This window comes from Streptomyces umbrinus, from assembly GCF_030817415.1.
Lineage (GTDB): Bacteria > Actinomycetota > Actinomycetes > Streptomycetales > Streptomycetaceae > Streptomyces > Streptomyces umbrinus_A.
In genome coordinates this window covers 11,565,901-11,588,238 of record NZ_JAUSZI010000002.1, presented here as the reverse complement: position 1 = coordinate 11,588,238, position 22,338 = coordinate 11,565,901, and the positions used below count along the sequence as shown (strand labels likewise).

The following is a 22,338-nucleotide window of genomic DNA, read 5'->3' as shown; positions in this document are numbered from 1 at the left end:
CCCGCATCCGTGCAGCTCCACATCCACGGCATCACCCGAGACAGAGCCGACGCCAACATCATGAACAACGCTCGCTCCCTTCCCGTTCCCCGCGCCCGAGCGTCCACGCCGGAGGGCGAACGGCGTCCGCGGCGTGCCGGTGCCCGGCGACGTCGCAGGCGGATCTTGCGGCGCGATTCCGGCCCTCGTCGCTCAGAATCCCCCAATGCCCAGCATCCGGCGTCCGGTTACACCGCCGATTTGGCGACGCTCTTGTCGCTCGCTGCGGCGCTGTTGTTCTATGCCGGCGCTGTGCATACCCGGGCGTTCTTCGAGTACTTCCACATCGACGTGCTGGCTCTGGGCCTGAGCTTCCCGGAGTTCGTCATGCGCAGCCTGCGGCTGGTGACTGCTCCCGTGGTGTTGACCGCTGTGGTGGCTGTGGTTGTGCTGCGTGACCCGCAATTGCTCAGCCGGTCAGTCCTGCCTCTCCTGCCACCCACCGTGATTGGCCAGTGCCGACGAGTCGTGCGGCGGGCGGCCCGTTTCCATCTGCTCGTGCTGTGCGTGGCCGTCATCATGTTGTTCAGCTGGGGCCGAATTCAGCCGTACCAATGGCTGGTGCCCGTCCTCTTGGCCATCGGCATCCTTTTGGGGCAGTCGTCCGCTGCGAACAACAGCCGCTGCCCAAGCGGCATTCGTGCAAGGGGCGCACCGCTCACGGCAGCATGCCTGTGCCTGCTCTGGGCTGTCGCGCTGGCGGCGCAGCAGTCGGGTCTGCGCAACGCTGAGCGCAGCGCAGATCATCTGGTCGGTAGGACGGCGATCGTCATCTTCAGTACCGACCGACTGAGCATGACCGGCCGTGGACTGCAGGTGAAAGATCTCGGAGAGCAGGTCCACTACCGCTATCGGTACACCGGGCTGAGGCTCATCATCGAGCGCGGCGGGCGCTATCACGCCGTCGCTGTGGGCTGGCAGCATGACACTGACTCGACTTATGTAATCCGGGAAACCGACGACATACGCGTCGAATTCATGCCGGGGGCCCGATGACGGCAGATGGCGTCCTGCGCTCCGACGGCCCGGGTTCCGCAGGCGCCGGCGCCGCAGTGGGACCAGGCCCTGCTGTTCGACCCCGCCCTGACCGGGATGCCCCGGCAACAACTTGACGCGCTCACAGAGACTTTGGCCCTCGACGGCGAGGTCCGGCGCGGTCGTCCGCCCAGGCTCACCTTCCCCGAACAGGTCCTGGCCACCGTGCTCCATCTGCGGGTCGCCCTGGCCGCGGAACCCCTCGCCGTACTGTTCGGCAGCAGCCGGACCGCGATGCACCGCACCCTTCTGAAGAACAGGAAGCTGCTCGAGTCGAACAGCGTCGTCATCCCGCCCGCGACGACGCCACCCCTCCTCCTCGCAGCCCTTCACGCTCGGATCCTCGCCCAAACCGGCGAGCCCCACAACAAGACCAAGACGACGTGTTAATGATCTGCAAGTCCTTAGTCACAGGCGCTCATTCAGCTACCCGGCGAGACTGCGGAACAGATACTCGAGGTCCTGTTCGCCGTCCCGGGTCTGGGCGCCGTTGGCCAGCCCGGCACCCATGAGCTGTGCTGTGGCGCGGCGGAATACGAGCCCGGCCCAGGCGTCGTTCTCCCGCGCCAGGCCATCAGAATGATCGCGGAGGCCGATGGCGCGCTTGGCTGCCGCGATGACGCCGCCGGGCAACGCGGCGATGTTACCGGCGAGGCGGTCGACGAACTCGTCGAGCTGGTCGGCGGGTACGGCTCGGTTGACCCAGCCGTACCGCTCGGCGGTCTCGGCGTCCATCAGGTCGGCGCCGAGCACGATCTCCAAGGCACGGTTACGGCCGACGCGCTCGGTGAGGTACTGCGTGGCGCCGCCGCCGGGGACGATGCCCATGAGGGCTTCGACCTGACCGAGCCCGGCCTTGCCGATCGCCGCGAACGCCATGTCCGCGGCCACGACGAACTCGGCTCCGCCGCCGCGCGCCTTGCCTGCGAGCTTGACGATGGTCACCTGAGGCTGGCGGCGCAGCTGCTCCCCGACGGCCTGGAAGACGTTGACGCCGTCCGGCAGGTCGGCCATGAGTCCGGCGAGGGCGTCCGGGGTGGCGGTCATGTCGACGTGGGCGAGGAAGAAGTCCGGGTCCGCGCTATCGAACACGATCACGCGTACGGTGTCGTCGCCAGCCAGCGTGGTGAGCAGGCGCCGCACATCGGTCATGACCGCGACGCTGAGGACGTTGACCGGCGGGTTGTCGATCGTGACGTGCGCGGCTCCGTCCTTCTGGCTGACCCGCAAGGTCCGGTAGGCGTCGTGGCCCATGACTTTTCTCCTAGGTATCTGACAGGACTCTGGTTCCTGTTGTATACCTAGGGTGAAACCGTCCTTGACCTGCGTCAATAACGCACTTCAGGAATCCTAGGGATCGTGGAGGATACCGCCATGGCCACTTCTGAGGCCGTCTACCGGGCCATCGCCGAGCACGACGTGGTGTTTGGATCCGACTGTCCGAGCCGGCCGATCCTCGATCAGATCGCCGACAAGTGGTCGATGATGGTGTTGGCGGTCTTGGTCGAACCACGCCGGTTCAACGAGATCAAGCGCCGCCTCGGCGGCGTCACGCAACGCGTCCTCACACAGACATTGCGCCGACTCGAACGCAACGGGATGGTCGAGCGCCGCGTGCTGCCGACCTCGCCGGTCGGCGTCGAATACTCGCTGACCTCCCTCGGCGAATCCCTGCGCGAGCCGTTCGCTCACCTCTACGACTGGACCGTCGCGAACGCCTCCGAGATCCAAGCACGCCAGCGCGACTACGATCAGCGAGCCCCGCGCTGAACACCACGACCATGAAGCAGAGCCGGAGCGAGCGGCACCTGCCCGGCCCGATGACCTGTGCCGTGGGCCGACCACGACCGAATGCAGACAGTCATTTGACGTCCACCTCGGACTTGTCCGAGCTGCCCGACACCCCGGCCGGTCCCGTCGGAGGGCGCGCCGTGAGCGCCCTCCGACGGCCAGCGCTACGCCATGAGCTGGTGCAGGCCGAGGATGGTCGCCCCAGCGGCACCGAGCCCCGGCAGCAGGCCCGCCATGGCCAGGACGAAAGCCCCGGCCACGAGTCCGGCGAGGAGGATGATCGCCCAACGCTGTGGCAGCAGCTCGGGCCCGTTGGTGTTCGCCACTACTGTTCTCCTTGAAGAGTTCTCCGAGCAGGCGGCCCCGGCTGACCCCCGGGGCCGTTCGCGTTCCGTGCGAACGGCGAGCCGCCGAGCCCGCGTTGAGCGGGCACAACACCAATGATCAGAGGGCCGGAAGGATCGCGCTGGGAACTCGATCAACGTTTTGATCCGGGCTTAAGACTGATCTAGCTAGCGAGTCTTAGGGGTGCTTTCAGAAAGCCGGATGCTTGCGGGCGAGAGTCATGCAGTGTGCGAGCTGGAGGAAGGCGTCGTGCATGTCGTCTCGGGTCTCCCAGCGAGTGCGGAGGCGTCGGGGGCCGTGCAGCCAGGCGATGGGCGACTCGGCGACCCATCGGATGCAGCCCAGGCCCGAGCCGTGTGGTTCGCCACGTCGGGCGATCTTCGGGACGATGCCGCGCTCGCGCAGTCGGCGGCGGTAGCTGTCGTGGTCGTAGCCGCGGTCGGCATCCAACTCACGCGGCTTGCGCCGGGGACGCCCGCGCTTGCCCCGCACCGGCGGCACACCGTCGACCAGGGGCAGAAGCTGGGTGACGTCGTTGCGGTGTCCGCCGGTCAGCGACACCCGCAACGGGGTGCCATGCGCATCGGTCAGGACATGATGCTTCGAGCCCGGCCGTGCACGGTCAACCGGACTCGGACCCACTTTTGGGCTGCTTCGCCCCCGCCTGGCCTGCACGTGTGAGGCATCAACGGTGACGCGGGAGAAGTCCAGACGGTCCGCCGCCCGTAACCGGTCCAGCAGGACCCGCTGCAGTTCCTCCCACACCCCGGCCTGCTGCCACTCGGCCGGCCGACGCCAGCAGGTGGGACCGGAACCGAACCCCAACTCCTGCGGCAGGTACCCCCACTGGATGCCGGCGTACAGCACGAACAGCACACCCTGCAGCGTCTTGCGGTCATCGATCCGCTTGCTCCCCGGATACCGGAAGCGCCGTTCATGCCTTGGCAACAGCGGCTCGATCACCGCCCACAACTCGTCACTGACCTCCCACGGCTTCCGCCGCGCCATGGTCACACCCCACAAAACACGGAATCACTTCCAACCCCACCGTGCCACAACAGGATCCTTCTGCAAGGACCCCTTAGCCCCAATGCCGTTGTTTTAGGTGGTGGGCGTAGGCTGCTTAGCAGTAGGTCCCGGGGGTGGTTCGGGTGGCTGCGAGTGTTTCTGAGTTATCGGGTCTGGGGTTGTTGACCTGGGTGTATCCGCCAGGGTTGGTGGATCGAGTGGTGGCCGCTTGCGGGTGCGCGGAACAACGCAAGCGACTGCTTCCCGCCCGGCTGGTGGTGTATTTCGTACTGGGGCTGGCGCTGTTCTCTCCGGCTCCGTATCTGGAAGTGATGCGGCACCTGGTGGAGGGTCTGCGAAACCAGGGACTGCTCGGCGCCTGGCATGTGCCGGCGAAGTCCTCGCTGTTTCGGGCCCGGCAGCGGCTGGGTTCCGAGCCCTTGCGGGTGCTGTTCGCCACGACGGCCAAGCCGATGGCCACCGAGGCGACGCCCGGGGCGTTCTGGCGTTGCTTGCGGCTGCTGGCGGTGGACGGGACCTGCTGGGACGTCGCGGACACCGAAGCCAACGGGGCCGCCTTCGATCGGCCGGGCAGCGGTCGGGGCTCGGGCAGGAGCGCGTTTCCGCAGGTGCGGCTGGCTGCCCTGGTGGAGGTGGGCAGCCATGCGGTGCTGGACGCGGAACTGGCCGGCTGCCGCACCGGGGAAGTCACCCTGGTGGCCCGTCTGCCGCGGTCGCTCGGCCCGGGCCAACTCGTCCTGGCCGACCGTGAGTTCCTCGGTGTCCCGTTGTGGCAGGCATTCACCGCCACCGGCGCCGATCTCCTGTGGCGGGTGCCCGCGAACCGCGTCCTGCCCGTCACCAAGCAGTTCCGTGACGGGTCATGGCTGTCACAGGTCCGCGCAAGCAGCGGCCCTGCCCGGCGTGAGCCCGTCGTGGTCCGGGTCCTGGCCTACCAGGTCAAGGACCAGCTCGGCGAGGAGGCAGCCGGTGTATACCGCCTGGTCACCACCCTGCTGGACGCCCGTCGGTATCCGGCCCGGCAACTGGCCGCCCTCTACCGCGAACGTTGGGAGATCGAGTCCGTCTTCGCCGAGATCAAAACCCATCAGCGCGGCGCACGCGTCGTCCTCAGCAGCAAAACCCCTGATGGTGTCCGCCAGCAGATCTGGGCACACCTCCTGGTCCACCACGCCTTGCGCGAACTGATGCTGAGAACGGCTGCCACCCGTGGTCTGGACCCCGACCAGGTCTCCTTCACCGAAACCCTGCGCTCCGCCCGGCGCAGCGTGACCGTCACGCCCGGCAGCTTTTCCCCCTGAGCTACTGGTCAGAGCCCTGGTGATGCTCGAACAGGACCTCCTGGAACGGCTCCTGCCCAGCAGACGCCTGCGCAGCCAGCCCCGCGTCGTGAAACGCAAGATGTCCAACTACCGGCTCAAGCGACCTGAACACCATGACTGGCCCCAGCCCACCCGCACCGGCACGCGAGCAGTCCTCATCACCAGACCCCAACCAGCAGATCCGTAAAGCAACGGCATTGCCCTTAGCCCGGCCCTTCATTCGGAGGGACAGGATCGATGTCCTCTCCGTTCCACTTCAGGACGATCGTCGACAGATGTGCGGCGGGAACGTCCATGAGTTCTCTGGGGGTCACGCGGATCTCCACGTCGTCCGCGCCGACGTCCACGATCGCGCACTTCACCTCGATCGTGACCTCGGGCAGTGTCATACGTGGCACCCGCGCCTCACGCAGGAGCGGTTCGGCCGCGTACTTACGGGCGACCTCCACGGAGGCAAGATCACTGTGGGCCCTTCCGCGGACCAGGCCGACTCCGAGCCCTCCGACGAATTCCGACAGGCGGGTCATTCCGTGATCTTCTCCTGGATCATCGACTCCAGAATGCCGAGCACTTTCGCCATGCCTCCGGGCAGTTCCTCCTGAACGGCGCGGGCCTTGACCCCCATGGAATACGAACGGGTGTCCTTGCTTCCTTCTTTGGTGTCGCGCTGATAGGCGAAGCTCGCCTTGATACGGGCCGACCCCCATCCCCAGGACGCCTCGGCGTCGGCGTCGATGCCCACCTTGATCTGCTCGTCCACCTGCCGGAACTGCACGGAGTCGATCTTCGCGAGGAAGTCGATGTTCACCTCGTCGATCCGCAGATACGGAATGGGCAGGATGGACAGCAGCGGCACGGTCAGCGAGGCGGGTTTCTCCTCCACACCGTTGCCGCCCGCCTTGGCCACCTGCTTCTTGTAGCTGAAGGTCACGGTCGCGGGTTCGCCGGTCGTCGTGTCGCCCGGGGTCCCGCCGCCCGCCGGCGGTTGGCGGAATCCCACCTGCTTGACGAAGTTCACCGTCGCCAGAGCGGACTGCACCTGTGCGTGTACGGCGGCCACCATCGGACCTCCGATGAGACTTTCGAAATTCAGCGAGGACAGCTCGCTACCCGGATCAGGCATCGTTCCTCCTTGTTGTCGTTGAAAGGCCGTAGCGTCCCGTGCGCTGACGCGCGGAAAACAGGCCGCCGTACCCCCTTGAGGCTGCTCTGCCAAGTCAGCTGCTTCAGAAGGCCTTCCGTGGGTGGCTGGCCCACGCCTGCGGAATGCCCTGAGTGCCTCATTCCGCAGGCGTGGGTTTGTTCAGACTGAGGTGGGCACGAAGACGCCCGGAGCGAACCAGCTCATGCTGATGTAGATGCCCTGACCTCGGTCGAGGGCGCGCAGCGCCTCGTGCGTACCAGCGACGAACAGGCCGATCAGCAGGATCCACGGCTGTACGGGGCTGGGAACGGTGCCGCCGACGGTGACCACCAGTTCGTTGACCGTGTCCGCTGCGTCGAGGATCTGCCGCAGCGTGTCGTGGTCGATCTGCAGGTGGAAGCCCCACCAGAATGTCCGCACCGTCACGCCGGGAGCACCGTCGCCGACCGACGCCATGTCGATGCTGTTCGCCACGGCGAAGAGGGGTGTCGGGGTAGTGAGGAGGCGGCCGTCTCCCGCGCCGGCGTTCAGCGGGACCCGCTTGGCGAGTTCGAGGGACACCACGGGCCAGTTGTCGTGCTCCGTTGCAGTGGCCATGCTTATGTGCTCCTTTCTGGCTGGTCGGGTGGTCGGTCAGGCCACCACTTCGTAGACGAGGGTGTAGCTGGCCTCGTCGGCGTTGAATTCCGCCGACTTCTGCCCGGTGCCGGCCTGGGAGGCGTTGACGTAGTGCACGCCCAGCAGGTCGTCGGGGTCCAGCCACCAGCCGAGGTCCTTGTCCCAGACTTCGATACGCATCCGCGAGTTGGTGCCGAAGGGAGCGTCGAGGTTGATGTCCCAGGTCTGATGGTTGTTCATGGGGCGGTAGGCCTCGCCGTAGCGCGTACCGAAGACCTTGACGAGCACCTCGTCGTCCCCCATCCAGTCCTCGGTGGCGTTGCAGGTGAGAGTCAGCAGTCGTGCGGTGGGCATAGTGGTGTCCTTCGTGTGGTGGCCAGCCGGTGCTTCACCGGTTGGCCGGTGGGTGGGTCCTTGCGATCCCGCTCGTCGGGGCAGATCCTCGGTCTGTGAGGGGCGTGTCGTCCGGCGAGTCATCGATCATCAGTTGCGGGAAGGCTTTGCGTCCGAACCGCTGCACCACCCTTCCGGAGCAGGGCGCTCAGCGGACGATCGTGCTGCGTCCGGCCGCGAGTCCGGCGAACGCGATCAGCAGCCACACCGGCCCGGCCACGCCTTGGAAGCCGGGGAGTCCGGTCGCCCCCGCGAAGACCGTGACCGCCAGTACCGGCAGCAGGCTCAGCACGCCGATCCAGCGCGATACCGTGCGTTCGCGCAGAGCCATCCAGGCGATCGCCCCGGCCGCCACGATCACGCCCAGCCAGCCGATGTGGCCCCCGAAGTCATTGAGCATGAAGTACACGAACAGGCCGTCGTCGCCGAAGGACTGTTCATTCATCCCCGCCGGCAGGTAGATGGCCAGCGCGCCCTTCCAGCCGTATCCGTACGTCAGCCCGGCCGCCGAGGCCGTCAGCGCGCCGCTCACCACATGCGCCGCCGTACTGCCCGGCACCCGCGGTTCTACCTGCCGCCGCCAGGCCGCTGCCAGTACGAGCAGGAGGGCGACGGTGGCGAACCCCGTCACCAGGCCCAGGTGGGCGGTACCGCGAGAGACCTCGTCCAGGATGGACGCGTCGACGCGGTCTGTCTCCGCGACGCCCGTCCGCGGATCGGTGAAGAGCGTGGCAATGCCGCCGAGCAGGCCTGCCGCGACCCCGTAGAGCGGCCACTTGGCCCGCCCGTTGCCGCCGTCGGACTGGACCACGTCGGCCGTTGCTCCCGGATCCACTGCTGTCATGACTCTCAACTCCCCTGGGTGTGACCGGTTGAGCAGCACTGTCCGCGCGGCGGCGTCCCGGGCGACAGGGACACCAGTCCCTTTCGCCCGGGATATCCGTACGCCACCATGTCCACATGGACCGGGGGGACCGAGGAAGCCGACGGGACCGCGCGCTGCGCCGTGCCGCGTACGCCATCGCGGGAGTCGGCGCCGCGAGCTGCGTTGCCACCGTGCCGGCGCACGCGGTGCTGGCACGGCAGATCGAGCTCAGCGAGCTGTTCTGGAGCGATCTGGTGCTGGGCACGGTGTGGCCACTGCTCGGCGCGGCGGTGGCCCGCGTCCAGCCGCGCAATCGGCTGGTCTGGCTGATGATGGCGCCCGCGCTGATCGGCCCCTACCACCTGCTCACCTACTACGCCGCGTATTCACAGCTCGTCGCTGAACACCCTCTGCCCGGCTGGCAGTTCGGGGCCTGGCTGGGCTGCTGGGGGTTCGTGGGCTACTACTTCGCGACCCCTCTGGTGCCGCTGTTCTTCCCGTACGGACGGCTCGGCACCCGCCCGCGCCGGGTGCTCGCCTGGACCGTCATCGCCGTCGCCACGACCGGCACCCTCGCCGCGATGCTGCGTCCGAGCGGCACCGACCCGGTGCCCGCCCTGGCCAACCCGCTGGGTGTACGGGACGCGGAGTGGCTGCACACTGTCATGTACGTGTCCTCCGGTACATGCATGGCCGCCGGCACCGCCGCAGCCTGCTTCTTCATTGTGTTACGCACCCGTGCGGCACGCGGCGTGGAGCGCTCCCAGCTGCAGTGGCTGATGCTCGGCGGTCTCCTGATGACCCTCGCGCTCACCGGCGTGGGCTTCACCACCGGGCAACTCCCCCAGCTACTCACCGACCTGCTGATGGTGGCCGGGCTGCTCGGCCCACCGGCGGGTATCGCCGTAGCGATGCTGCGCCACCGCCTCTACGACGTCGAGGTGGTACTCGGCCGGGCCATCGTCTTCACCTTGCTGAGCGGACTGGTCCTCGGCGTCTATCTGGCCGTCGTCGCGGGCGTGGGAACCCTCGCGCCCGGTTCGCTTGGCGGCACGGCCGCGATCGCCGCGGCCGCGCTTCTTGCGGCAGCCGGGCGCGGGGCGGTCCAATCGGCCGTGGACCGGCTGCTGTTCGGACACCGCCACGATCCGTACGCAGTGATGGCCCGCGTCGGCCGCCACCTCGCCCCCGCCTCGGAACCGGCCGAGGCCATGGGACTCCTCGTTGACGAGCTCCGCCGCGCCCTGCGCCTGCCGTACGCGGCATTCACCGGACCCGCCGTGACGGCGACCTCCGGCACACCCGTTCCCGGTGCGGGCTGGCGGACCGTGCCCTGCCTGGCGCTCGGCCGCCGGGTCGGCGAACTTCACCTGGGGCGGCGGCGTGCGGCCGAGCCCTGGACCGCACAGCAGCGGGCCGCGGCCGAGGAGGTCGCGGCGCGGGCTGCGACCCTCGCGTACGCGGCGGGGCTCGTCGAGGACGTGGCCCGCAGCCGAGCCCACATCGTCGCCGTCCGGGAGGAGGAACGCCGCCGGCTCCGCGCCGACCTGCACGACGGCATCGGCCCCTCCCTGGCCGGCACCGCCCACCAGCTGGACTCCCTGGCCCGCAGGACCACTGACCCCGGGATCGCGGACGCCATCAGGGTGGTACGGGACCGGCTGCGCACGACAGTCGGTGATCTGCGCACCGTCGTGAACGGCCTGCGCCCCGCCGTGCTCGACCAGCTCGGCCTCGCAGGCGCGCTACGTGAACTGCTCGCCGGCTACGACGTTCCCACCTGCCGCTGCTCGGTCACCGCCGCCTGCTCCGAACTCCCCGCCTCCGTCGAGGTGGCGGCGTACGCAATCGCGGCCGAAGCAGTGGGCAACGCCCTCAAGCACAGCGCATCGGGCCGCCTCACCCTCACCGCCCACGTCACCGCCGGAGTTCTCGTACTGACCGTCGAGGACAACGGCTGCGGCATCCCGCCCCGCCACCGCGCGGGCGTGGGCCTGCGCAGCATGAGCGAACGCGCGGCGGAGATCGGTGGCCGGCTGGCGATCACCCCGGCCCCGGGCGGCGGCACCTCGGTACAGGCAAGAATGCCGCTCCCCCAAGAGGAGACACATGCCACTGCCTGACCGACCCGCGAGCGCCCGGTGGGAGACGCCGATACAGGAGAGGGCGAGATGAGCCAACCGCAGCCTGTGACCGTCCTCGTCGTCGACGACCACCCCATCTTCCGGGCCGGCATGGCGACCGTACTCGGCGACCTGCCCGGCGTCACCGTCATCGGGGAGGCCTCCGACGGAGCCCAAGCCATTACCGCCACCGCACGACTGCTGCCGCACATCGTGCTCATGGACCTGCGCATGCCCGGGGTCGGCGGCCTCGAGGCGACCGCCCAGATCACCACCGCCCATCCCGAGGTCGCGGTCATCGTCCTCACCATGGACGAGGACGACGATTCGGTCTTCGCGGCCCTGCGCGCAGGGGCCTGCGGCTATCTGCTGAAGGAGGCCGACGGCGCGGATGTGCACCGGGCTCTGCTGGGCGCCGCACGCGGCGAGGCCATCTTCGGTCCCCGCATCGCCCAGCGGGTGCTCGCCCATTTCGCCTCGCCGCACGCAGCCCGGGACACGCTGCCCTTCCCTCATCTCACGGACCGGGAGCGGCAGATCCTCGACCTGCTCTCCCGCGGGCTGGACAACGCCTCCATCGCCCGCCACCTCTCCCTCTCCGAAAAGACGGTACGCAACCGGGTCAGCGACGTTTTGGCCAAACTCCGCGCCCGTACCCGCGCGGAAGCCGTAGCCCTGGCCCGGGACGCAGGCCTCGGCCTGCCGTGAGGCCACAGCAGGCCGGATCGGGCGGAGTCAGAAGACGCGATGGAACCTGGCAGCCGGCCGATCACGACCGGCACCGATTTGTCGCGGATGCGGTTACTTGTTACTGACCTGTTCGGCTGCCCCGGGACACGCGGGCCCGTTCGGGTGCACGGATCCGGGCTGAAGGTGCCGGCGTCGTGACCGGAGCCCCACACCACTCGTGCCAGGGCTCCCCGCTGACCTCCGTGCGTTGCCGCGGTGAAGGTGCAGGCGGCTGTGGTAACTCCCGGAGATCACGACGGCCCGTCACTGTGCGGCGGGGGAGGCCAGGCAGGGCGATGCTCAGCGGGCAGCTCCCTGAGCGCTTGGCCGACCGTTGGCCAATCGGGCAATAGCTCAATGCTGCCTGTTTGCACCAGCAGCTCCGTCAAGCGACGCCCCGCCCCGGCCAGAAGGATCTTGCCGTTCCTGCGTTCCAGCAGCCAGCGGACGGCGAGCAGGCAGTTGAGCCCCCGCGAATCACAGAACACGAGAGCCGTCACGTCCAGCACCAGGGAGCGATGCCCGGCGTCGACGCTGGCACCGAGGGTGCGCAGGAAGAACTCCTCGCAGGTGTGGTCGAGTTCGCCACTGACCCGCAGGACCGCGATGTCGTCGCTGCTGGCAAGCTCGGTGATGGTCAGGCGATGGGTCTGCGTGGACATCGCACCTCCATCCGGCCAACGTACGAAGGAGCGTCACGATCGGCCCCTGCGCGTCGGCGCCCCATGCGGACCGACGAGCGCCCGCAGCAGTACTGCTCAAGCCAGCGGCTCCATGCGGCTGCCGTGTGCTCCGGGCACCGTCTGGCCCGATACCCGTATGGGTGCGTGTGCCCCGCGTTCCGCAGGGCAGCGGAACCAGATGAGATTCCTTCTCGGCCTGGAACACACCCTGAAGAGAAGACTCAACGGCCCGACTCGGTAATGCCATCCGCGAGCTGCCCGACCACATCGGCGACTCCCTGCCCGAAGGCCGTCGGAGCAACCAACACGCCGAACACCAACACGATGACAACGGTCAGCTGTTCGTCGGATCGCTTCCGCGCCTCAGTACGGCGACGAAGCCGGACAATGATGATGACCGCCAGGAGAACCGCCACATTGATCGACAGAACCATGAGCCCCCTCCTCCGCACACGCACCCTTGGCTCAGGAGTAACGAGCGCGGACAGCAGGGGCAGCTCAGATACGATCGGATGGCAACAAAGGGCGTACAAACGGCCGGAACCGCGGGGTTGCGACGATGCGGCGAACCATCGCCGGGGCGTCAGTGGAGTCGTTGCCTCAGGGGGTTTGTGGCAACTTCAATCGGCCCCACTCCGGTATTGAAGTTGGCCCCACCATCGAGTCGTGGGGGGGCGTGTGAGGGTCGTCAACCTGGCTCCGCCAAGTTGTTTTGGCTCCACCCCGAACGAGTGGGTTCCCTGCCCGTGGGGCGGGGGCGGAGCGGTAGCGTGAAGCGCATCGGATCCGACTGGACGATGGGCCCCGACAGGCACGTCGACAACACCGCGGATCTCGACCCGTGTTCGATCCGGGACCACTGGATTCTCCGATCCGCGGTGGACGACGAGGACGGGCATTGGCGCGACCGACGGAGAACGGTGCGGGCCCAACCGGCCTCGGTTCGTGAGCGGGTCGGGGTGGGTCGGGTCGGGGTGTTTTCGGAAGGTTGAAGTGGAGCCACTCCGGCAACGTGAATGAGAGCCACATTGCTCTGTCCGTGGAGGCGATGCACACCTACAGGTCCATGATCGGCAACGAAGCGAGAGCCGCCCTCATCGAGTGCCTTGATCGGTGGACGGGTGTGTCCCGGTGTTGGCTCAGTGAACGGAGAACCCGCCGTCGACGAAGATTGCCTGCCCAGTGACATAGGCGGAGGCGCGGCTCGCCAGGAACACCGCTGCGCCCGCGAAGTCGTCGGCCAGACCGTTGCGCCCAACCATCGTGCGAGCAGCCAGCGCCGCTACCCTCTCAGGATCGGACGACAGCCGTGCGTTGAGCGGCGTCATGACGAACCCCGGCACAAGGGTGTTGCAGGTGACGCCATACGGCGACCAAGTCTCAGCCTGCGAACGGGCCAGTGACTCCAACGCCCCTTTGGAGACCCCGTAGGCGCCGCTCTGGACGAACGCCCTGTGCGCCTGCTGGGAGGTGATGTGGATGATCCGCCCGAAGCCCCGTTCAGCCATGCGGGGCCCGAACCGCTGTCCCAGCAGGTAGGGCGCCTCCAGATTCACCGCCATCGTGGTGTCCCACACCTCCTCGCCCAGCTCGCCCATCGGGGGCCGCAGGTTAACGCCGGCGGAATTGACGAGGATGTCGGGCTCCCCGAATGCTTCTGCTGCCTCCTCGGCCGCTGCGCGCATGCCGTCGCGGGTGCTCAGGTCTGCGCTTACCCAGGCCGCCCGGCAGCCGTCGGCCGCCAGTTCGCCGACCGTCGCGACCAGCTCCGCCTCCTTGCGCGCCACGACCACGACGCTCGCCCCTGCACGCGCGAGGGCCCCGGCGATAGCACGGCCGATGCCGGAACTGCCGCCGGTCACCACGGCGACCCGTCCGTCCAGCGAGAACAGTTCGGAGAGGTAGGTCTGCGAGGTCATGGCCGAACCCTAGACGGCGAGCCCCCAGCGATAGCAGCGGGGGCAGCGCAGATCCAGCAGTCACTTCCGCGACCGGGCTTGCCGGCCTCCTCAAGGACTGGACGCATAAGACCCCAGCCTGACGATGCCAATCCGCCCAGTCCCGTTGCCGGAGTGGCTCCACTACACCGTGTCGACAACAGGTCAGGGCTTCTTGCGGTGCTTCTCCTGGGTCTTCTCGAAGCGGAACGAGTCGGTGCCGGTATCGACGATGTGCCTCCGATCCCGCCCTGCCGTCACTCGAAGACCTGGTCGACGTACCGCTGAAAGCCCTCAACATGCCTCGCCACGACGACGCCGTTCTGCTCGCCGCACGCTTCTCCTGACAGCGACATGCGGTTCTGACCGAAAAGCTCGCCGACGACGAACTCGACCTCGCCCAGCAGCTGCTGGGCGGCCTCGGTCTGCGCGCCACCACTCTCACCACCCAGATTTCTGCCCTTGTCCGCGACGCCGGAACGAGCGGCACAGACGTGGACGACCGGGCCCACGTGCTTCGCGCCGAGGCCGAGGTCGCCGGTATCGCCGCCGCCGGCTCAACAAGCTCCACGCGGCCCTCGCCCACGACGACCCCGCCGACCTCATCGCCCCCCTGGCCGCCACCCGCCCCCACCTGACCGCCACCCACCCCGACCTCGCCGCCCGGCTCGACACCCTCACACCCCCCTGAACCCACCCACTGTTCGGCCATCGCCCGGCTCCACGGCCGACGAGGCATCGAGAGGGGGAAGGACCCGGCTCCCTCGACCTGCCGGTGATCTCGTCGACGTAGAACACGGAGTGCAGCCTCGTGCGGCTCGTGAGGGGCAGCGCAGCACCCGCCGGAAGTTCACCTCGCACGCGAGGGAATCCCGACTGCCGCGCAGCCTGCGCCATGGGGCGCCGGCCCGGAGCACGGGCTGCGACAGCGGCGGTGACGGGACCGGCGACACGACGCTGCGAGGGGAGCAACGCGTGACAGCCGCCGCCTCTCCGACAGAAGCTGGGGGCCCAGGGGCCAGGCGGCGAAGCCCACGTACTCGTACTGGCCCCACTGCGATCCGAGGTCGACGACCTGGTCCATCCAGGCGTCATCCAGCTCTTGCCCGTCGCCCGCCGCCCACCTGCCCCTGTCTCAGCCTCACGGTCAGGGGTTGAGGTCCAGTACGCGGACCGGCTCCCCTGCCCACCGGGTCGGTGCGGTGGTGGCGACGATCGCGCCGTCGGGACGATCCGGGGTGGGCAGCGCCGCGTACTGGCTGTGCGCCGCGGCCCACGTCCTGTGCCGCGCGACGGCCAGGGCGGCGGCCAGGTCCAGATCGAGGACAGTGATGCCCGGCAGGGAAGCCAGATGCTCCGCTGTGCCGGGCCGGGCACGATCGGCTTCGACTAACGCGCAGGCCGGGGCGTACAGGAACCAGCCTGATTCGGCGTGGGCGCGGTGGATGAGTCGGGAGGCGAGGACATTACCCTGGCCGGCTGCGGCCATCGCGGTGTCGTCCAGGACGATGTGCATGGCGTCGCTCACTGGCCGGTCACCTGGGCCAGGCGCCGGTCCAGCTCGCTGTCCAGGTCCTGCTCTTCGGCAGTGGTCGGGGCGTAGCCGTTCCACTCCTTCAGCGCGGCCAGGGCCTTCTCCGCGCGTTCGGCACGTTCGCCCGGAGTCAGCAGCGTCTCAGCGAGACGGGCGAGATATGCGCGCAGCGACAGCCCCTCAGCGGCCGCGATAGCGGCGAGCCGGGCCTTGGCTTCCTCGGGGATACGGACGTTGGCATCGGACATCGTCGTACTCCTTTCCATCCCGCAAGGGTACGGGTACGTACCCGTACCCTTTGTCGTGTACGGCGTGTTTCAGTCACGACCCTGCTGTGCGGCGGACCCAGTGCGATTCCGAGAGTTCGGTGATCCTCTAGCCCTCAGGTGGAGGCCCCGACCCTGGACCTGCCCGTGTGCTGCCACCTGGGCTGGGCCGCCCGTCTCTCCCGGCCTCCCTGTGGGAGGGCCGACGACCGGCAGGCGCGCCGCCAGAAGCAACTGAACCAGTCGGCCGGCCAGGCCGCCCCCACCAGCCGCTGACCCCTGCCCGACCTCAGCCCCGGCCGCGGCGAACTGCTCTGCCTGCGGCACACCAGGCCAGTACCCTCCATCGGCACGACCGTGCGGGCCGCACGCAGCGTGAGCCCGTCGGCGAGCGGCACTCGCCGCCCCGGCGCGGCGTCGTCTGGCGACGTGGTGGGCTCTCCCTACCGGGTGCCGGGCTTGGGGGTGGCAAGGTCGTTGAGAGCTGCGTTGACGACCTGCCAGGCAACATTCAGGGTGTCGTGGTCCGGGGTGTGCGCCTCGCGGATTTCTTTGTGAGGGTGGACGTAGTTACGGTATTCGCGCAGTTCGTGGGCGTACCTGTCGACGTCCGCGTCGAGCCAGCCGACTCGGTGGCAGACGTCGATCAGGGTTTTCAGCGAGACCTGTCCTGGTGGCGTGGAACCCAGGAGTGACGGGGCGCGGGCCAGGACGGTGGTGAGCAGGACGCCTTCGAGGAGACTGCCGAGCATGATGATGGCGGCGACGTGGGCGCCGTTGGCGTGGCAGGTGCGCGCTTCGTCGAGGCGCCGTTGAAGGAGCTGTGCCATGGCCGGATCGTCGATGATGTCGGTCAGGACGGCTTTGAGTTCGACCGGAGCATGCTGGCCGGGGTAGGCGAGGGACGGGTCGCAGGTGACAAGGCGGGGGCGCCCGCCGGGATTCTCCAGGCGGTACCCCTCGTGGACGAGGAAGGTGTTGATTGCGGCGATCACGTTGGGGAGTTGTTGGGGTTCGTCGAGGTACTCCAGTGGGTCGGCGAGCCTGAGCAGCACTTTCTCCAGTTCGCTGGGGTCCTCCCGGCGTTCGGTGAGGAGCTCATGGGTCCAGTCCTTGCGGTATTCGCCGTCGTAGTCGGCCACGCGTTTCCAGCCGGCGCGTTCCAGGAAGCGGCCGATCTCGTAGCCCTTGCGGTAGTAGAGGTGGTCGTCGCCGCAGATGACGCGAGCGACTTCTTCCAGGGTGTTGGTGTCCAGGGAGCCGAGGACAGGCTGCTGCGTCATGCTTCGCCTTCCGCGTGATGGTGGGCGCTGTCGTCCACGAGTGCGTCGGCAGAGGAGAGGTCTTCGGGTTCCTCCTCGAGCACGTGGTCGTCCGAGGAGAGACTGAGAGGGGTCCAGATGGGTCCGGCAGAGGCAGCGGACGGTGGGGTGGCGCGGAATTCGGCGGGATGGATGCCGTGACGGTCCAGCTCCTCCCACAGCCCGGTCAGTGCCTCGTCGGGGTCGTAGCGGAACTCGCTTTCGCGGATGCGCCAGAACTTCCAGCCCACGCGCTGTAGTTCACGGTCGCGTTGCTGGTCGTGGCAGATCTGCTCGGTCGACGAGTGGTAGTAGTCACCGTCGCATTCCACGGCGAGACGCCCTCGGGCGCCCACGACGACGAGGTCGATGCGTTTGCTGCCTGCCGGGTACTGCGGGATCACGTGGTAGCCACGGTCCTTCAGCCGCAGGTAGACGTGCTGTTCGAAGAGCGGGCGCCGGACGTCGCTCGGAACAAGGCCGAGGGAGTCGGCGGTGGCCAGTGCGGCAGGCGGGTTTTGCATGTAGGTGAGGAGGTTGAGGCGCAGGTCGCCGCTTTTGAGGCGGTCGGGGGGCACCGAGTAGAACAGGCGCATCTGGTCCTGGGCACGTGAGGCGGCAACGTTGTAGGCCTGGCGTTCGCTTCTGTGGCCGCCGGCGATCCGTGGCGGGTCGGCGGTGACCATGGACAGGAGAATGACGTGGCGTTCATCGCCCTGGAACGATGCCGGGTTGCCGACGCGGATCTGATGGCGTTCACGGACCGGTGCGGGCAGGCGCTTCTTGATCAGCCCGTCCAGGAGCTGGACCTGCCCGACGGGCCCTTGCAGGGTGATCACTCCCATGGTCTTGTCCCGGTAAGCGGGATCGTCGACCAGTTCGGCAAGGCAGTCGACAATGGCGTCGGCCTCTTTGGGGTTGCGCAGCCGGCTGTCACGGCCCTGGGTGACGGCTCCTTCCACGAAATGAGTGAGCAGCGGGTCAAGCCGTTCGCCGCCGTACTGGCGCAGGGGCTGCAGCTTGTTGTCGTAGAAGGTCAGGGAGGACCAGCCGATGATTTCGGGCATACAACGGAAGTGTTCTTCGAGGCGGATGACCTTCGGGAAGAACGTCGACAGCAGCTGGTAGAGGTTGCTGGTGGGCGAGTAGAGGGCGCGCAGCGCGGGGGGCATGTCCGGCAGGTGGGCGGCCAGGCGGTCATGGATGGCCTGATGCCGGCCCTTTCCGCTGGTTGCGGGTGCGCATTGTTTGTCGTCGCCGACGACGATGACGCGGGGTGCGAGCCACAGCAGGAAGAGTGCGTCCATGCCCGCCTGGCTTGCCTCGTCGACGATCACGACGTCGAAGGCATCCCGCTTGGACTGCACCATCTCGGCGACCTGGGAGATCGGCATGACCCAGGCAGGCACGGCCTCCTGGGCGACCTTCATGGCGTCGTGGGCGGCCGCACGGTAGTAGCCCGCGTGCTTGCCTTTGCCCTTGCCGTAGGAGGCCATGTGGGTGCGGTAGGCCTGGAGGGCGGATCTTTGCTGCTGTGTCATGCGCTCCAGACAGTGCAGCCCTCCCCAGGCGGCGGCGAGTTCACCGGTCAGCTCTTCCAGGCGGTTCTCGGACTCGGTGAGCTGGCCGTCGAGTTGTCGTTCGCGGCCCGGGGCGCGCTGCTGGCGGACGAAGGCGGAGGCCGCCGACCAGGCCCAGGCGTCGGGTAGTTCGACGAGGCGGTCCTCCCATGCCGGGTTGGCGCAGTCGTTCGTGAGCTGCTCGGCCAGGAGGGGGTGAGCGGTTTGCAGGTTCTGAAGGAGCGCGGCGCAGCGATGCCTGCGGTCTTCGCGTCGGTGGGCGGTGGCCAGCGCGTCGAGTTCTTTCGCGTACCGTTCCACGTCCTGGTCACGGATGGCCTGGGCTGCGGCCACGGCCTCGACGGCCGGGTCGGTGCCCTCGACAGGTGTGCGCAGTTGTTCTTCCCAAGAGGTGAGCTTGTCCAGGGCGTCATCGGCGGCCTGCCGGTCGGCCAGGGCAGCAACAGCGGTGGTGAAATCGTGCCACCCTGCACGGGATGTGAGCGCCACATGCACTCCGTGCCGGATGAGGAGTTCATCGATCAGCTCGCGGGCTGTCGCGAACTATTCGACGTGTTCCAGGCGTCCGTCTGCTTCGTTCAGTGAAGCGAGCCGTAGTTCGACCGGCCCGCTGGAGAGGGGGGCGCCGGCGTGCTGCCACCGGTCAGCGATCAGGGCGACTGCGGAGTGCGCGCGGAGGTAGGAGAGGACGGCGTCGAGATCGTCGACGGTTTCGGGTGATCGTCCGTCAACGGTGCAGGAGGTGAGGAGGTCCTGGGCGTCCTTTTGCGCGCGTGGGGCGAAACGGGGGCGCAGGCTGCGGCCCGCCGCCAGGTGGTCCCGCAGTGTCCGGCCGGTGGCCAGCATGACGTCGGCTCTGCTGACAGTGAGGGGTGCACAACCTGAATCTCCGCTGGTCAGCGGTGCTGGCGTGGGAGGCCAGTGGCGTACTCGCGGCGGTGGGCGGCGGGAGTCTGGAGCGTAGATCATCTGACACGTCGGGGATGGGGCTTTCCGGCTTTGTCCGCGCCGCAGCGGTCGGGGTTCCTACGATCGCGGGCGGGGTGCCTGATCGTTCGGGAGGGGAAGCGTGTCACGGCCGCGCCACCTCCGCGACCTGCACGTTCACGTTGAACGCAGCTCAATGGGGCCGGTGGCCTACGAGTTAGAGGATGCGGTTCTGGCGGCGTGTCTGCGTGTACGCGTGCGTCTATGCGGCATGTTCTGAAGTCCTCCCGTGACTGACATTTGCGCGTCCTTCCCAGGCGTCGAGGGCCCGGTCGAGGGCCGCTTTGACGCCGGCTGTGTAGGCGGCGGCGTGGAGCAGATGGTTCTCGGCGGTGCGCAGTTCTGTGCAAATCTTCAGGCGTCGCTCGTCGAGGGCGACGCCTTCGGTTGGTCGAGTAGCACCGGCCGTGGCTCGTCGCCCGGTGGCGACCGGTTCGAACTCCGAGGTCACTCCTGGGGAGTTCTTCACCGCGTGGCACCAGTCGGCGAGTTGGGCGATGGCGTGCGCGTCGTCGGCTATCCGGCCGGCAAGGTCGTCCAGCCTCCTCCGGTCGACAGGATTCGAATACGTGTGCTCATTGAACTGCATGGCAGGGTTCCTCTTCAAGCCATAGCTGGGGTGTCGTGATGTGGGGTTCGCGCAGGTCAGGGGCGCCCTGCGACCGGCAGAGGCGTTGGCCGTCACCTCAGCCGTCGAGGCAATGTGCCGCCGCCTGGGAAAGTACTTGCCAGTTAGGAAAATTCGAAGTACTTTCCCTCTAGGAAAGTACTTCGAGGAGGGCATATGTCTGACCAGGTACGGCCGGAGGAGGCCGCACGCGCACTCACCGAGATCGGCCAGCGGCAGGAGCAGGTCATCCGGATGGCCGGCACTCCCAACTGGTTCTGGTGGGCCATCGCGTTCCTGATGGTCGCGATGTCAGCGGTCGCCGAGACCGGGCAGGGGCTCGTCGCCGTGATCGGCACCGCCGTGTTGGTGGCCGGCGTGCTCACCACCGCCGGGCTGGTGGCGTTCCGCGCGGTCCGCAGACCCCAGCCGCGCACCAGCCTGCCCGTCCCCCGTTTCGTGGTCGCGGCTCTGGTCTTCGCGGCGGTCCTCGTCGGCGTATCGCTGGCCGCCACGTTCACCCTGAAGGCGTCCGGGGTCTCGTACCCCGGGACCATCGGTGTCTCGGTCACCGCCGTGGTGCTTGTGGTCGGTGGACCGATGCAAACGCGGTACCTTCAGCGCCTCATGCTCGCGAATCGGCCCGGGAGCCGTCGGTGACCAAGCCCAAGTTCGACGAGCTGATCCACGCACCCACCCGGCTCTCGCTCGTCTCCTTGCTCGCAGCCACCGAGTGGGCCGACTTCAAGTTCCTGCGCGACAGCGCCGGCCTGTCGGACTCCGCCCTGTCCAAACAGCTCACGACGCTCGAGGCCGCCGGCTACATCGAGATCCGCAAGGGCTTCGTCGGAAAGCGGCCGCGCACGTCGGCGCGGCTCACCAGCGTCGGCCGGGCCGCCTTCGATCAGCACGTCGCGGCCCTGCAGGAGATCATCGCCAAGGCAGGCGCGTCGGTACTCCCCTCGACCTGAAGGACGCACGGAAGGGTCCCTCCCACGCTCTCGGGACATCACACGACCGCCCGCCACGTGGACACATCGAACGCGAAACGCTCCCGATTGAGTTGTGTTCTACGTGAACGCGCAGTCGCGGGGGTGGCGTGGCCGGGTGATGCCGTACCGGTACTGGTCGCGGGGGCCTGTCTGGCGTGAAGATCGTCGGTCAGCGGGCGATCTCGTGCCAGGTGAGGATCATCAGCGCCCGTACGAGTCGGGTGGCCCACTTCACGTCGAGGCGGAGCTTGGCTAGTATCCGCCAGTTCTTCAGATGCGCGAAGGCGTGCTCGCATACCGCCCGTTCCGCCGCGATCAGCTGGTTGACCAGCTTCTTCGCGGGCGGGAGCTTCTTGCCCTTGGGCTTCTTGTAGCCGGTGATGACCGCCGGGTCGGCGTCCGGGCCGCCGTCGTCGAGGCCGACGAAGCCGAGGTCGGCGATGGCGGCGAGGCCGGCCTCGCGGAGCCGGCCGACCAGGTCGTCGTGACGGCAGGCGGTGATCTCCGAGCCGCGCGCCGGGCGGGCGGTGGAGGTCCACAACAGCCGTCCCTTGACGTCGGTCAGGGCGATGACCAGCAGCCCGTGCCGTTTGTGCTTCGCCGACCAGCGCCGCCGCATGGGCAGGCCCGTCTGGCGCTGGGTGGGTACCAGCGACCCGTCGAGCAGAACCACGCTGCCACCCTCCCGGGCGATTTTCGCCAGCACCCGCTCCAACCTGGGGGCTCGCGCGGCCAGCAGGTCGATCATCTCCTTCAGCCACCGGTCCACCGTGGTACGGGAGATGTCGTTGCCGCCGGCGAGGTCGGCCAGGCGCTGGTCATGCCGCAGCGCGGCCAGCACGATCACCGCGATCCGCCCGGCCGGGAGCTTCCGCCACCGGGAGCGGATCTGCTTCAGGTGGGCGCGCAGCAGCCCGGTCAGGAAGGTCAGGGTCTGCGTGGACAGCGTCAGCTGGCACTGGTAGACAAGCTCGGTGTGGGCCCCGGCCGGGGGAGACTTTGTAGGCATACGTCATCA

At 68.1% G+C, this 22,338-nt stretch carries 26 protein-coding genes and 2 pseudogenes; 8 read left to right on the top strand and 20 right to left on the bottom strand.

Annotated elements, in window-relative coordinates; translation table 11 throughout:
- Nucleotides 1–240 precede the first annotated feature (240 nt).
- Complete coding sequence (locus QF035_RS51565) at nt 241–1,035, top strand: hypothetical protein (RefSeq protein WP_307529749.1); 795 nt, start codon at nt 241–243, stop codon at nt 1,033–1,035.
- Between the two features lie 21 nt (nt 1,036–1,056).
- Nucleotides 1,057–1,464: pseudogene (locus tag QF035_RS51560) on the top strand (ISAzo13 family transposase); the annotation flags it as partial.
- Between the two features lie 36 nt (nt 1,465–1,500).
- Here QF035_RS51560 and QF035_RS51555 read toward each other — a convergent pair.
- Nucleotides 1,501–2,328: an enoyl-CoA hydratase/isomerase family protein gene (locus tag QF035_RS51555; RefSeq protein ID WP_307529746.1), complete on the bottom strand. Its 828-nt coding sequence runs from the start codon at nt 2,326–2,328 to the stop codon at nt 1,501–1,503.
- Between the two features lie 120 nt (nt 2,329–2,448).
- On the opposite strand from QF035_RS51555, the gene QF035_RS51550 reads away from it, so the two are divergent.
- Complete coding sequence (locus tag QF035_RS51550) at nt 2,449–2,844, top strand: winged helix-turn-helix transcriptional regulator (protein ID WP_307531977.1); 396 nt, start codon at nt 2,449–2,451, stop codon at nt 2,842–2,844.
- A 185-nt stretch (nt 2,845–3,029) separates the two neighbouring features.
- Here the strand turns inward: QF035_RS51550 and QF035_RS51545 are convergent, their stop codons facing one another.
- Together QF035_RS51545 and QF035_RS51540 are read right to left on the bottom strand one after the other, a co-directional pair.
- Nucleotides 3,030–3,191: a hypothetical protein gene (locus QF035_RS51545; protein ID WP_307529744.1), complete on the bottom strand. Its 162-nt coding sequence runs from the start codon at nt 3,189–3,191 to the stop codon at nt 3,030–3,032.
- A gap of 208 nt (nt 3,192–3,399) precedes the next feature.
- Nucleotides 3,400–4,218 (bottom strand): IS5 family transposase, encoded by an 819-nt coding sequence (locus tag QF035_RS51540; protein ID WP_307529743.1) that lies wholly within the window; start codon nt 4,216–4,218, stop codon nt 3,400–3,402.
- 134 nt (nt 4,219–4,352) lie between these two features.
- Here QF035_RS51540 and QF035_RS51535 point away from each other — a divergent pair, with 134 nt between their 5' ends.
- Entirely contained in the window at nt 4,353–5,540 is a 1,188-nt protein-coding gene (locus tag QF035_RS51535) for an IS4 family transposase (RefSeq protein ID WP_307529740.1), read from the top strand.
- Nucleotides 5,541–5,764: 224 nt separating this feature from the next.
- Here the strand turns inward: QF035_RS51535 and QF035_RS51530 are convergent, their stop codons facing one another.
- The 5 genes from QF035_RS51530 to QF035_RS51510 form a co-directional block, all read right to left on the bottom strand.
- Nucleotides 5,765–6,088: a hypothetical protein gene (locus QF035_RS51530; protein WP_307529739.1), complete on the bottom strand. Its 324-nt coding sequence runs from the start codon at nt 6,086–6,088 to the stop codon at nt 5,765–5,767.
- Nucleotides 6,085–6,684, bottom strand: a complete 600-nt coding sequence (locus tag QF035_RS51525; RefSeq protein ID WP_307529737.1) for a DUF2589 domain-containing protein — start codon at nt 6,682–6,684, stop codon at nt 6,085–6,087. The genes QF035_RS51530 and QF035_RS51525 overlap by 4 nt, the downstream gene beginning before the upstream one ends.
- A gap of 180 nt (nt 6,685–6,864) precedes the next feature.
- On the bottom strand, nt 6,865–7,302 hold the full coding sequence (locus QF035_RS51520; RefSeq protein ID WP_307529734.1) for a hypothetical protein: 438 nt from the start codon (nt 7,300–7,302) through the stop codon (nt 6,865–6,867).
- A gap of 36 nt (nt 7,303–7,338) precedes the next feature.
- Nucleotides 7,339–7,677 (bottom strand): hypothetical protein, encoded by a 339-nt coding sequence (locus tag QF035_RS51515; protein ID WP_307529732.1) that lies wholly within the window; start codon nt 7,675–7,677, stop codon nt 7,339–7,341.
- Nucleotides 7,678–7,864: 187 nt separating this feature from the next.
- The gene (locus tag QF035_RS51510; protein ID WP_307529730.1) at nt 7,865–8,560 is read right to left on the bottom strand and encodes a hypothetical protein; all 696 of its coding nucleotides are present in this window, start codon (nt 8,558–8,560) and stop codon (nt 7,865–7,867) included.
- Between the two features lie 116 nt (nt 8,561–8,676).
- Between QF035_RS51510 and QF035_RS51505 the strand changes: the two genes are divergently transcribed.
- Both QF035_RS51505 and QF035_RS51500 read left to right on the top strand, forming a co-directional pair.
- A complete protein-coding gene (locus tag QF035_RS51505; protein ID WP_307529728.1) occupies nt 8,677–10,704 on the top strand; it encodes a sensor histidine kinase in 2,028 nt (675 codons plus the stop codon).
- Between the two features lie 48 nt (nt 10,705–10,752).
- Entirely contained in the window at nt 10,753–11,412 is a 660-nt protein-coding gene (locus tag QF035_RS51500; RefSeq protein ID WP_307529726.1) for a response regulator, read from the top strand.
- Nucleotides 11,413–11,684: 272 nt separating this feature from the next.
- Here the strand turns inward: QF035_RS51500 and QF035_RS51495 are convergent, their stop codons facing one another.
- The 11 genes and pseudogenes from QF035_RS51495 to QF035_RS51440 form a co-directional block, all read right to left on the bottom strand.
- Nucleotides 11,685–12,095, bottom strand: coding sequence for an STAS domain-containing protein (locus QF035_RS51495; protein WP_307529724.1), 411 nt, complete (start codon nt 12,093–12,095; stop codon nt 11,685–11,687).
- A 242-nt stretch (nt 12,096–12,337) separates the two neighbouring features.
- On the bottom strand, nt 12,338–12,550 hold the full coding sequence (locus tag QF035_RS51490; RefSeq protein WP_307529722.1) for a hypothetical protein: 213 nt from the start codon (nt 12,548–12,550) through the stop codon (nt 12,338–12,340).
- A gap of 705 nt (nt 12,551–13,255) precedes the next feature.
- A complete protein-coding gene (locus QF035_RS51485; protein WP_307529720.1) occupies nt 13,256–14,035 on the bottom strand; it encodes an SDR family NAD(P)-dependent oxidoreductase in 780 nt (259 codons plus the stop codon).
- A gap of 275 nt (nt 14,036–14,310) precedes the next feature.
- Nucleotides 14,311–14,565: a hypothetical protein gene (locus QF035_RS51480; RefSeq protein ID WP_307532069.1), complete on the bottom strand. Its 255-nt coding sequence runs from the start codon at nt 14,563–14,565 to the stop codon at nt 14,311–14,313.
- 509 nt (nt 14,566–15,074) lie between these two features.
- Nucleotides 15,075–15,182, bottom strand: a pseudogene (locus QF035_RS51470) (transcriptional regulator); the annotation flags it as partial.
- An 18-nt stretch (nt 15,183–15,200) separates the two neighbouring features.
- The gene (locus tag QF035_RS51465; protein WP_307531976.1) at nt 15,201–15,569 is read right to left on the bottom strand and encodes a hypothetical protein; all 369 of its coding nucleotides are present in this window, start codon (nt 15,567–15,569) and stop codon (nt 15,201–15,203) included.
- Nucleotides 15,570–15,577: 8 nt separating this feature from the next.
- A complete protein-coding gene (locus tag QF035_RS51460; protein ID WP_307529718.1) occupies nt 15,578–15,835 on the bottom strand; it encodes a hypothetical protein in 258 nt (85 codons plus the stop codon).
- 461 nt (nt 15,836–16,296) lie between these two features.
- On the bottom strand, nt 16,297–17,136 hold the full coding sequence (locus tag QF035_RS51455; protein ID WP_307529717.1) for a hypothetical protein: 840 nt from the start codon (nt 17,134–17,136) through the stop codon (nt 16,297–16,299).
- A complete protein-coding gene (locus QF035_RS51450; protein WP_307529715.1) occupies nt 17,133–19,223 on the bottom strand; it encodes an AAA domain-containing protein in 2,091 nt (696 codons plus the stop codon). The genes QF035_RS51455 and QF035_RS51450 overlap by 4 nt, the downstream gene beginning before the upstream one ends.
- Nucleotides 19,224–19,277: 54 nt before the next feature.
- Complete coding sequence (locus tag QF035_RS51445) at nt 19,278–19,580, bottom strand: hypothetical protein (RefSeq protein ID WP_307529713.1); 303 nt, start codon at nt 19,578–19,580, stop codon at nt 19,278–19,280.
- Between the two features lie 343 nt (nt 19,581–19,923).
- Nucleotides 19,924–20,310 carry a DUF7169 domain-containing protein gene (locus QF035_RS51440; RefSeq protein WP_307529711.1) on the bottom strand — a complete coding sequence of 129 codons (387 nt, stop codon included), beginning with the start codon at nt 20,308–20,310 and terminating at the stop codon, nt 19,924–19,926.
- 195 nt (nt 20,311–20,505) lie between these two features.
- On the opposite strand from QF035_RS51440, the gene QF035_RS51435 reads away from it, so the two are divergent.
- Nucleotides 20,506–20,988 (top strand): hypothetical protein, encoded by a 483-nt coding sequence (locus QF035_RS51435; protein WP_306935028.1) that lies wholly within the window; start codon nt 20,506–20,508, stop codon nt 20,986–20,988.
- On the top strand, nt 20,985–21,299 hold the full coding sequence (locus QF035_RS51430; protein WP_306935027.1) for a winged helix-turn-helix domain-containing protein: 315 nt from the start codon (nt 20,985–20,987) through the stop codon (nt 21,297–21,299). Before QF035_RS51435 ends, QF035_RS51430 begins: the two co-directional genes overlap by 4 nt.
- Before the next feature lie 190 nt (nt 21,300–21,489).
- Here QF035_RS51430 and QF035_RS51425 read toward each other — a convergent pair whose 3' ends face one another.
- The gene (locus QF035_RS51425) at nt 21,490–22,329 is read right to left on the bottom strand and encodes a transposase family protein (RefSeq protein ID WP_307529709.1); all 840 of its coding nucleotides are present in this window, start codon (nt 22,327–22,329) and stop codon (nt 21,490–21,492) included.
- Nucleotides 22,330–22,338 lie beyond the last annotated feature (9 nt).

What these genes read in the sequence shown, in the direction of transcription:
- QF035_RS51555 (WP_307529746.1), bottom strand. Translation starts at nt 2,328, where the DNA reads ATGGGCCACGACGCCTACCGGACCTTGCGGGTCAGCCAGAAGGACGGA.
- QF035_RS51550 (WP_307531977.1), top strand. Translation starts at nt 2,449, where the DNA reads ATGGCCACTTCTGAGGCCGTCTACCGGGCCATCGCCGAGCACGACGTG.
- QF035_RS51540 (WP_307529743.1), bottom strand. Translation starts at nt 4,218, where the DNA reads ATGGCGCGGCGGAAGCCGTGGGAGGTCAGTGACGAGTTGTGGGCGGTG.
- QF035_RS51530 (WP_307529739.1), bottom strand. Translation starts at nt 6,088, where the DNA reads ATGACCCGCCTGTCGGAATTCGTCGGAGGGCTCGGAGTCGGCCTGGTC.
- QF035_RS51525 (WP_307529737.1), bottom strand. Translation starts at nt 6,684, where the DNA reads ATGCCTGATCCGGGTAGCGAGCTGTCCTCGCTGAATTTCGAAAGTCTC.
- QF035_RS51520 (WP_307529734.1), bottom strand. Translation starts at nt 7,302, where the DNA reads ATGGCCACTGCAACGGAGCACGACAACTGGCCCGTGGTGTCCCTCGAA.
- QF035_RS51515 (WP_307529732.1), bottom strand. Translation starts at nt 7,677, where the DNA reads ATGCCCACCGCACGACTGCTGACTCTCACCTGCAACGCCACCGAGGAC.
- QF035_RS51510 (WP_307529730.1), bottom strand. Translation starts at nt 8,560, where the DNA reads ATGACAGCAGTGGATCCGGGAGCAACGGCCGACGTGGTCCAGTCCGAC.
- QF035_RS51505 (WP_307529728.1), top strand. Translation starts at nt 8,677, where the DNA reads ATGGACCGGGGGGACCGAGGAAGCCGACGGGACCGCGCGCTGCGCCGT.
- QF035_RS51500 (WP_307529726.1), top strand. Translation starts at nt 10,753, where the DNA reads ATGAGCCAACCGCAGCCTGTGACCGTCCTCGTCGTCGACGACCACCCC.
- QF035_RS51495 (WP_307529724.1), bottom strand. Translation starts at nt 12,095, where the DNA reads ATGTCCACGCAGACCCATCGCCTGACCATCACCGAGCTTGCCAGCAGC.
- QF035_RS51490 (WP_307529722.1), bottom strand. Translation starts at nt 12,550, where the DNA reads ATGGTTCTGTCGATCAATGTGGCGGTTCTCCTGGCGGTCATCATCATT.
- QF035_RS51485 (WP_307529720.1), bottom strand. Translation starts at nt 14,035, where the DNA reads ATGACCTCGCAGACCTACCTCTCCGAACTGTTCTCGCTGGACGGACGG.
- QF035_RS51465 (WP_307531976.1), bottom strand. Translation starts at nt 15,569, where the DNA reads ATGCACATCGTCCTGGACGACACCGCGATGGCCGCAGCCGGCCAGGGT.
- QF035_RS51460 (WP_307529718.1), bottom strand. Translation starts at nt 15,835, where the DNA reads ATGTCCGATGCCAACGTCCGTATCCCCGAGGAAGCCAAGGCCCGGCTC.
- QF035_RS51455 (WP_307529717.1), bottom strand. Translation starts at nt 17,136, where the DNA reads ATGACGCAGCAGCCTGTCCTCGGCTCCCTGGACACCAACACCCTGGAA.
- QF035_RS51445 (WP_307529713.1), bottom strand. Translation starts at nt 19,580, where the DNA reads ATGCTGGCCACCGGCCGGACACTGCGGGACCACCTGGCGGCGGGCCGC.
- QF035_RS51440 (WP_307529711.1), bottom strand. Translation starts at nt 20,310, where the DNA reads ATGCAGTTCAATGAGCACACGTATTCGAATCCTGTCGACCGGAGGAGG.
- QF035_RS51435 (WP_306935028.1), top strand. Translation starts at nt 20,506, where the DNA reads ATGTCTGACCAGGTACGGCCGGAGGAGGCCGCACGCGCACTCACCGAG.
- QF035_RS51425 (WP_307529709.1), bottom strand. Translation starts at nt 22,329, where the DNA reads ATGCCTACAAAGTCTCCCCCGGCCGGGGCCCACACCGAGCTTGTCTAC.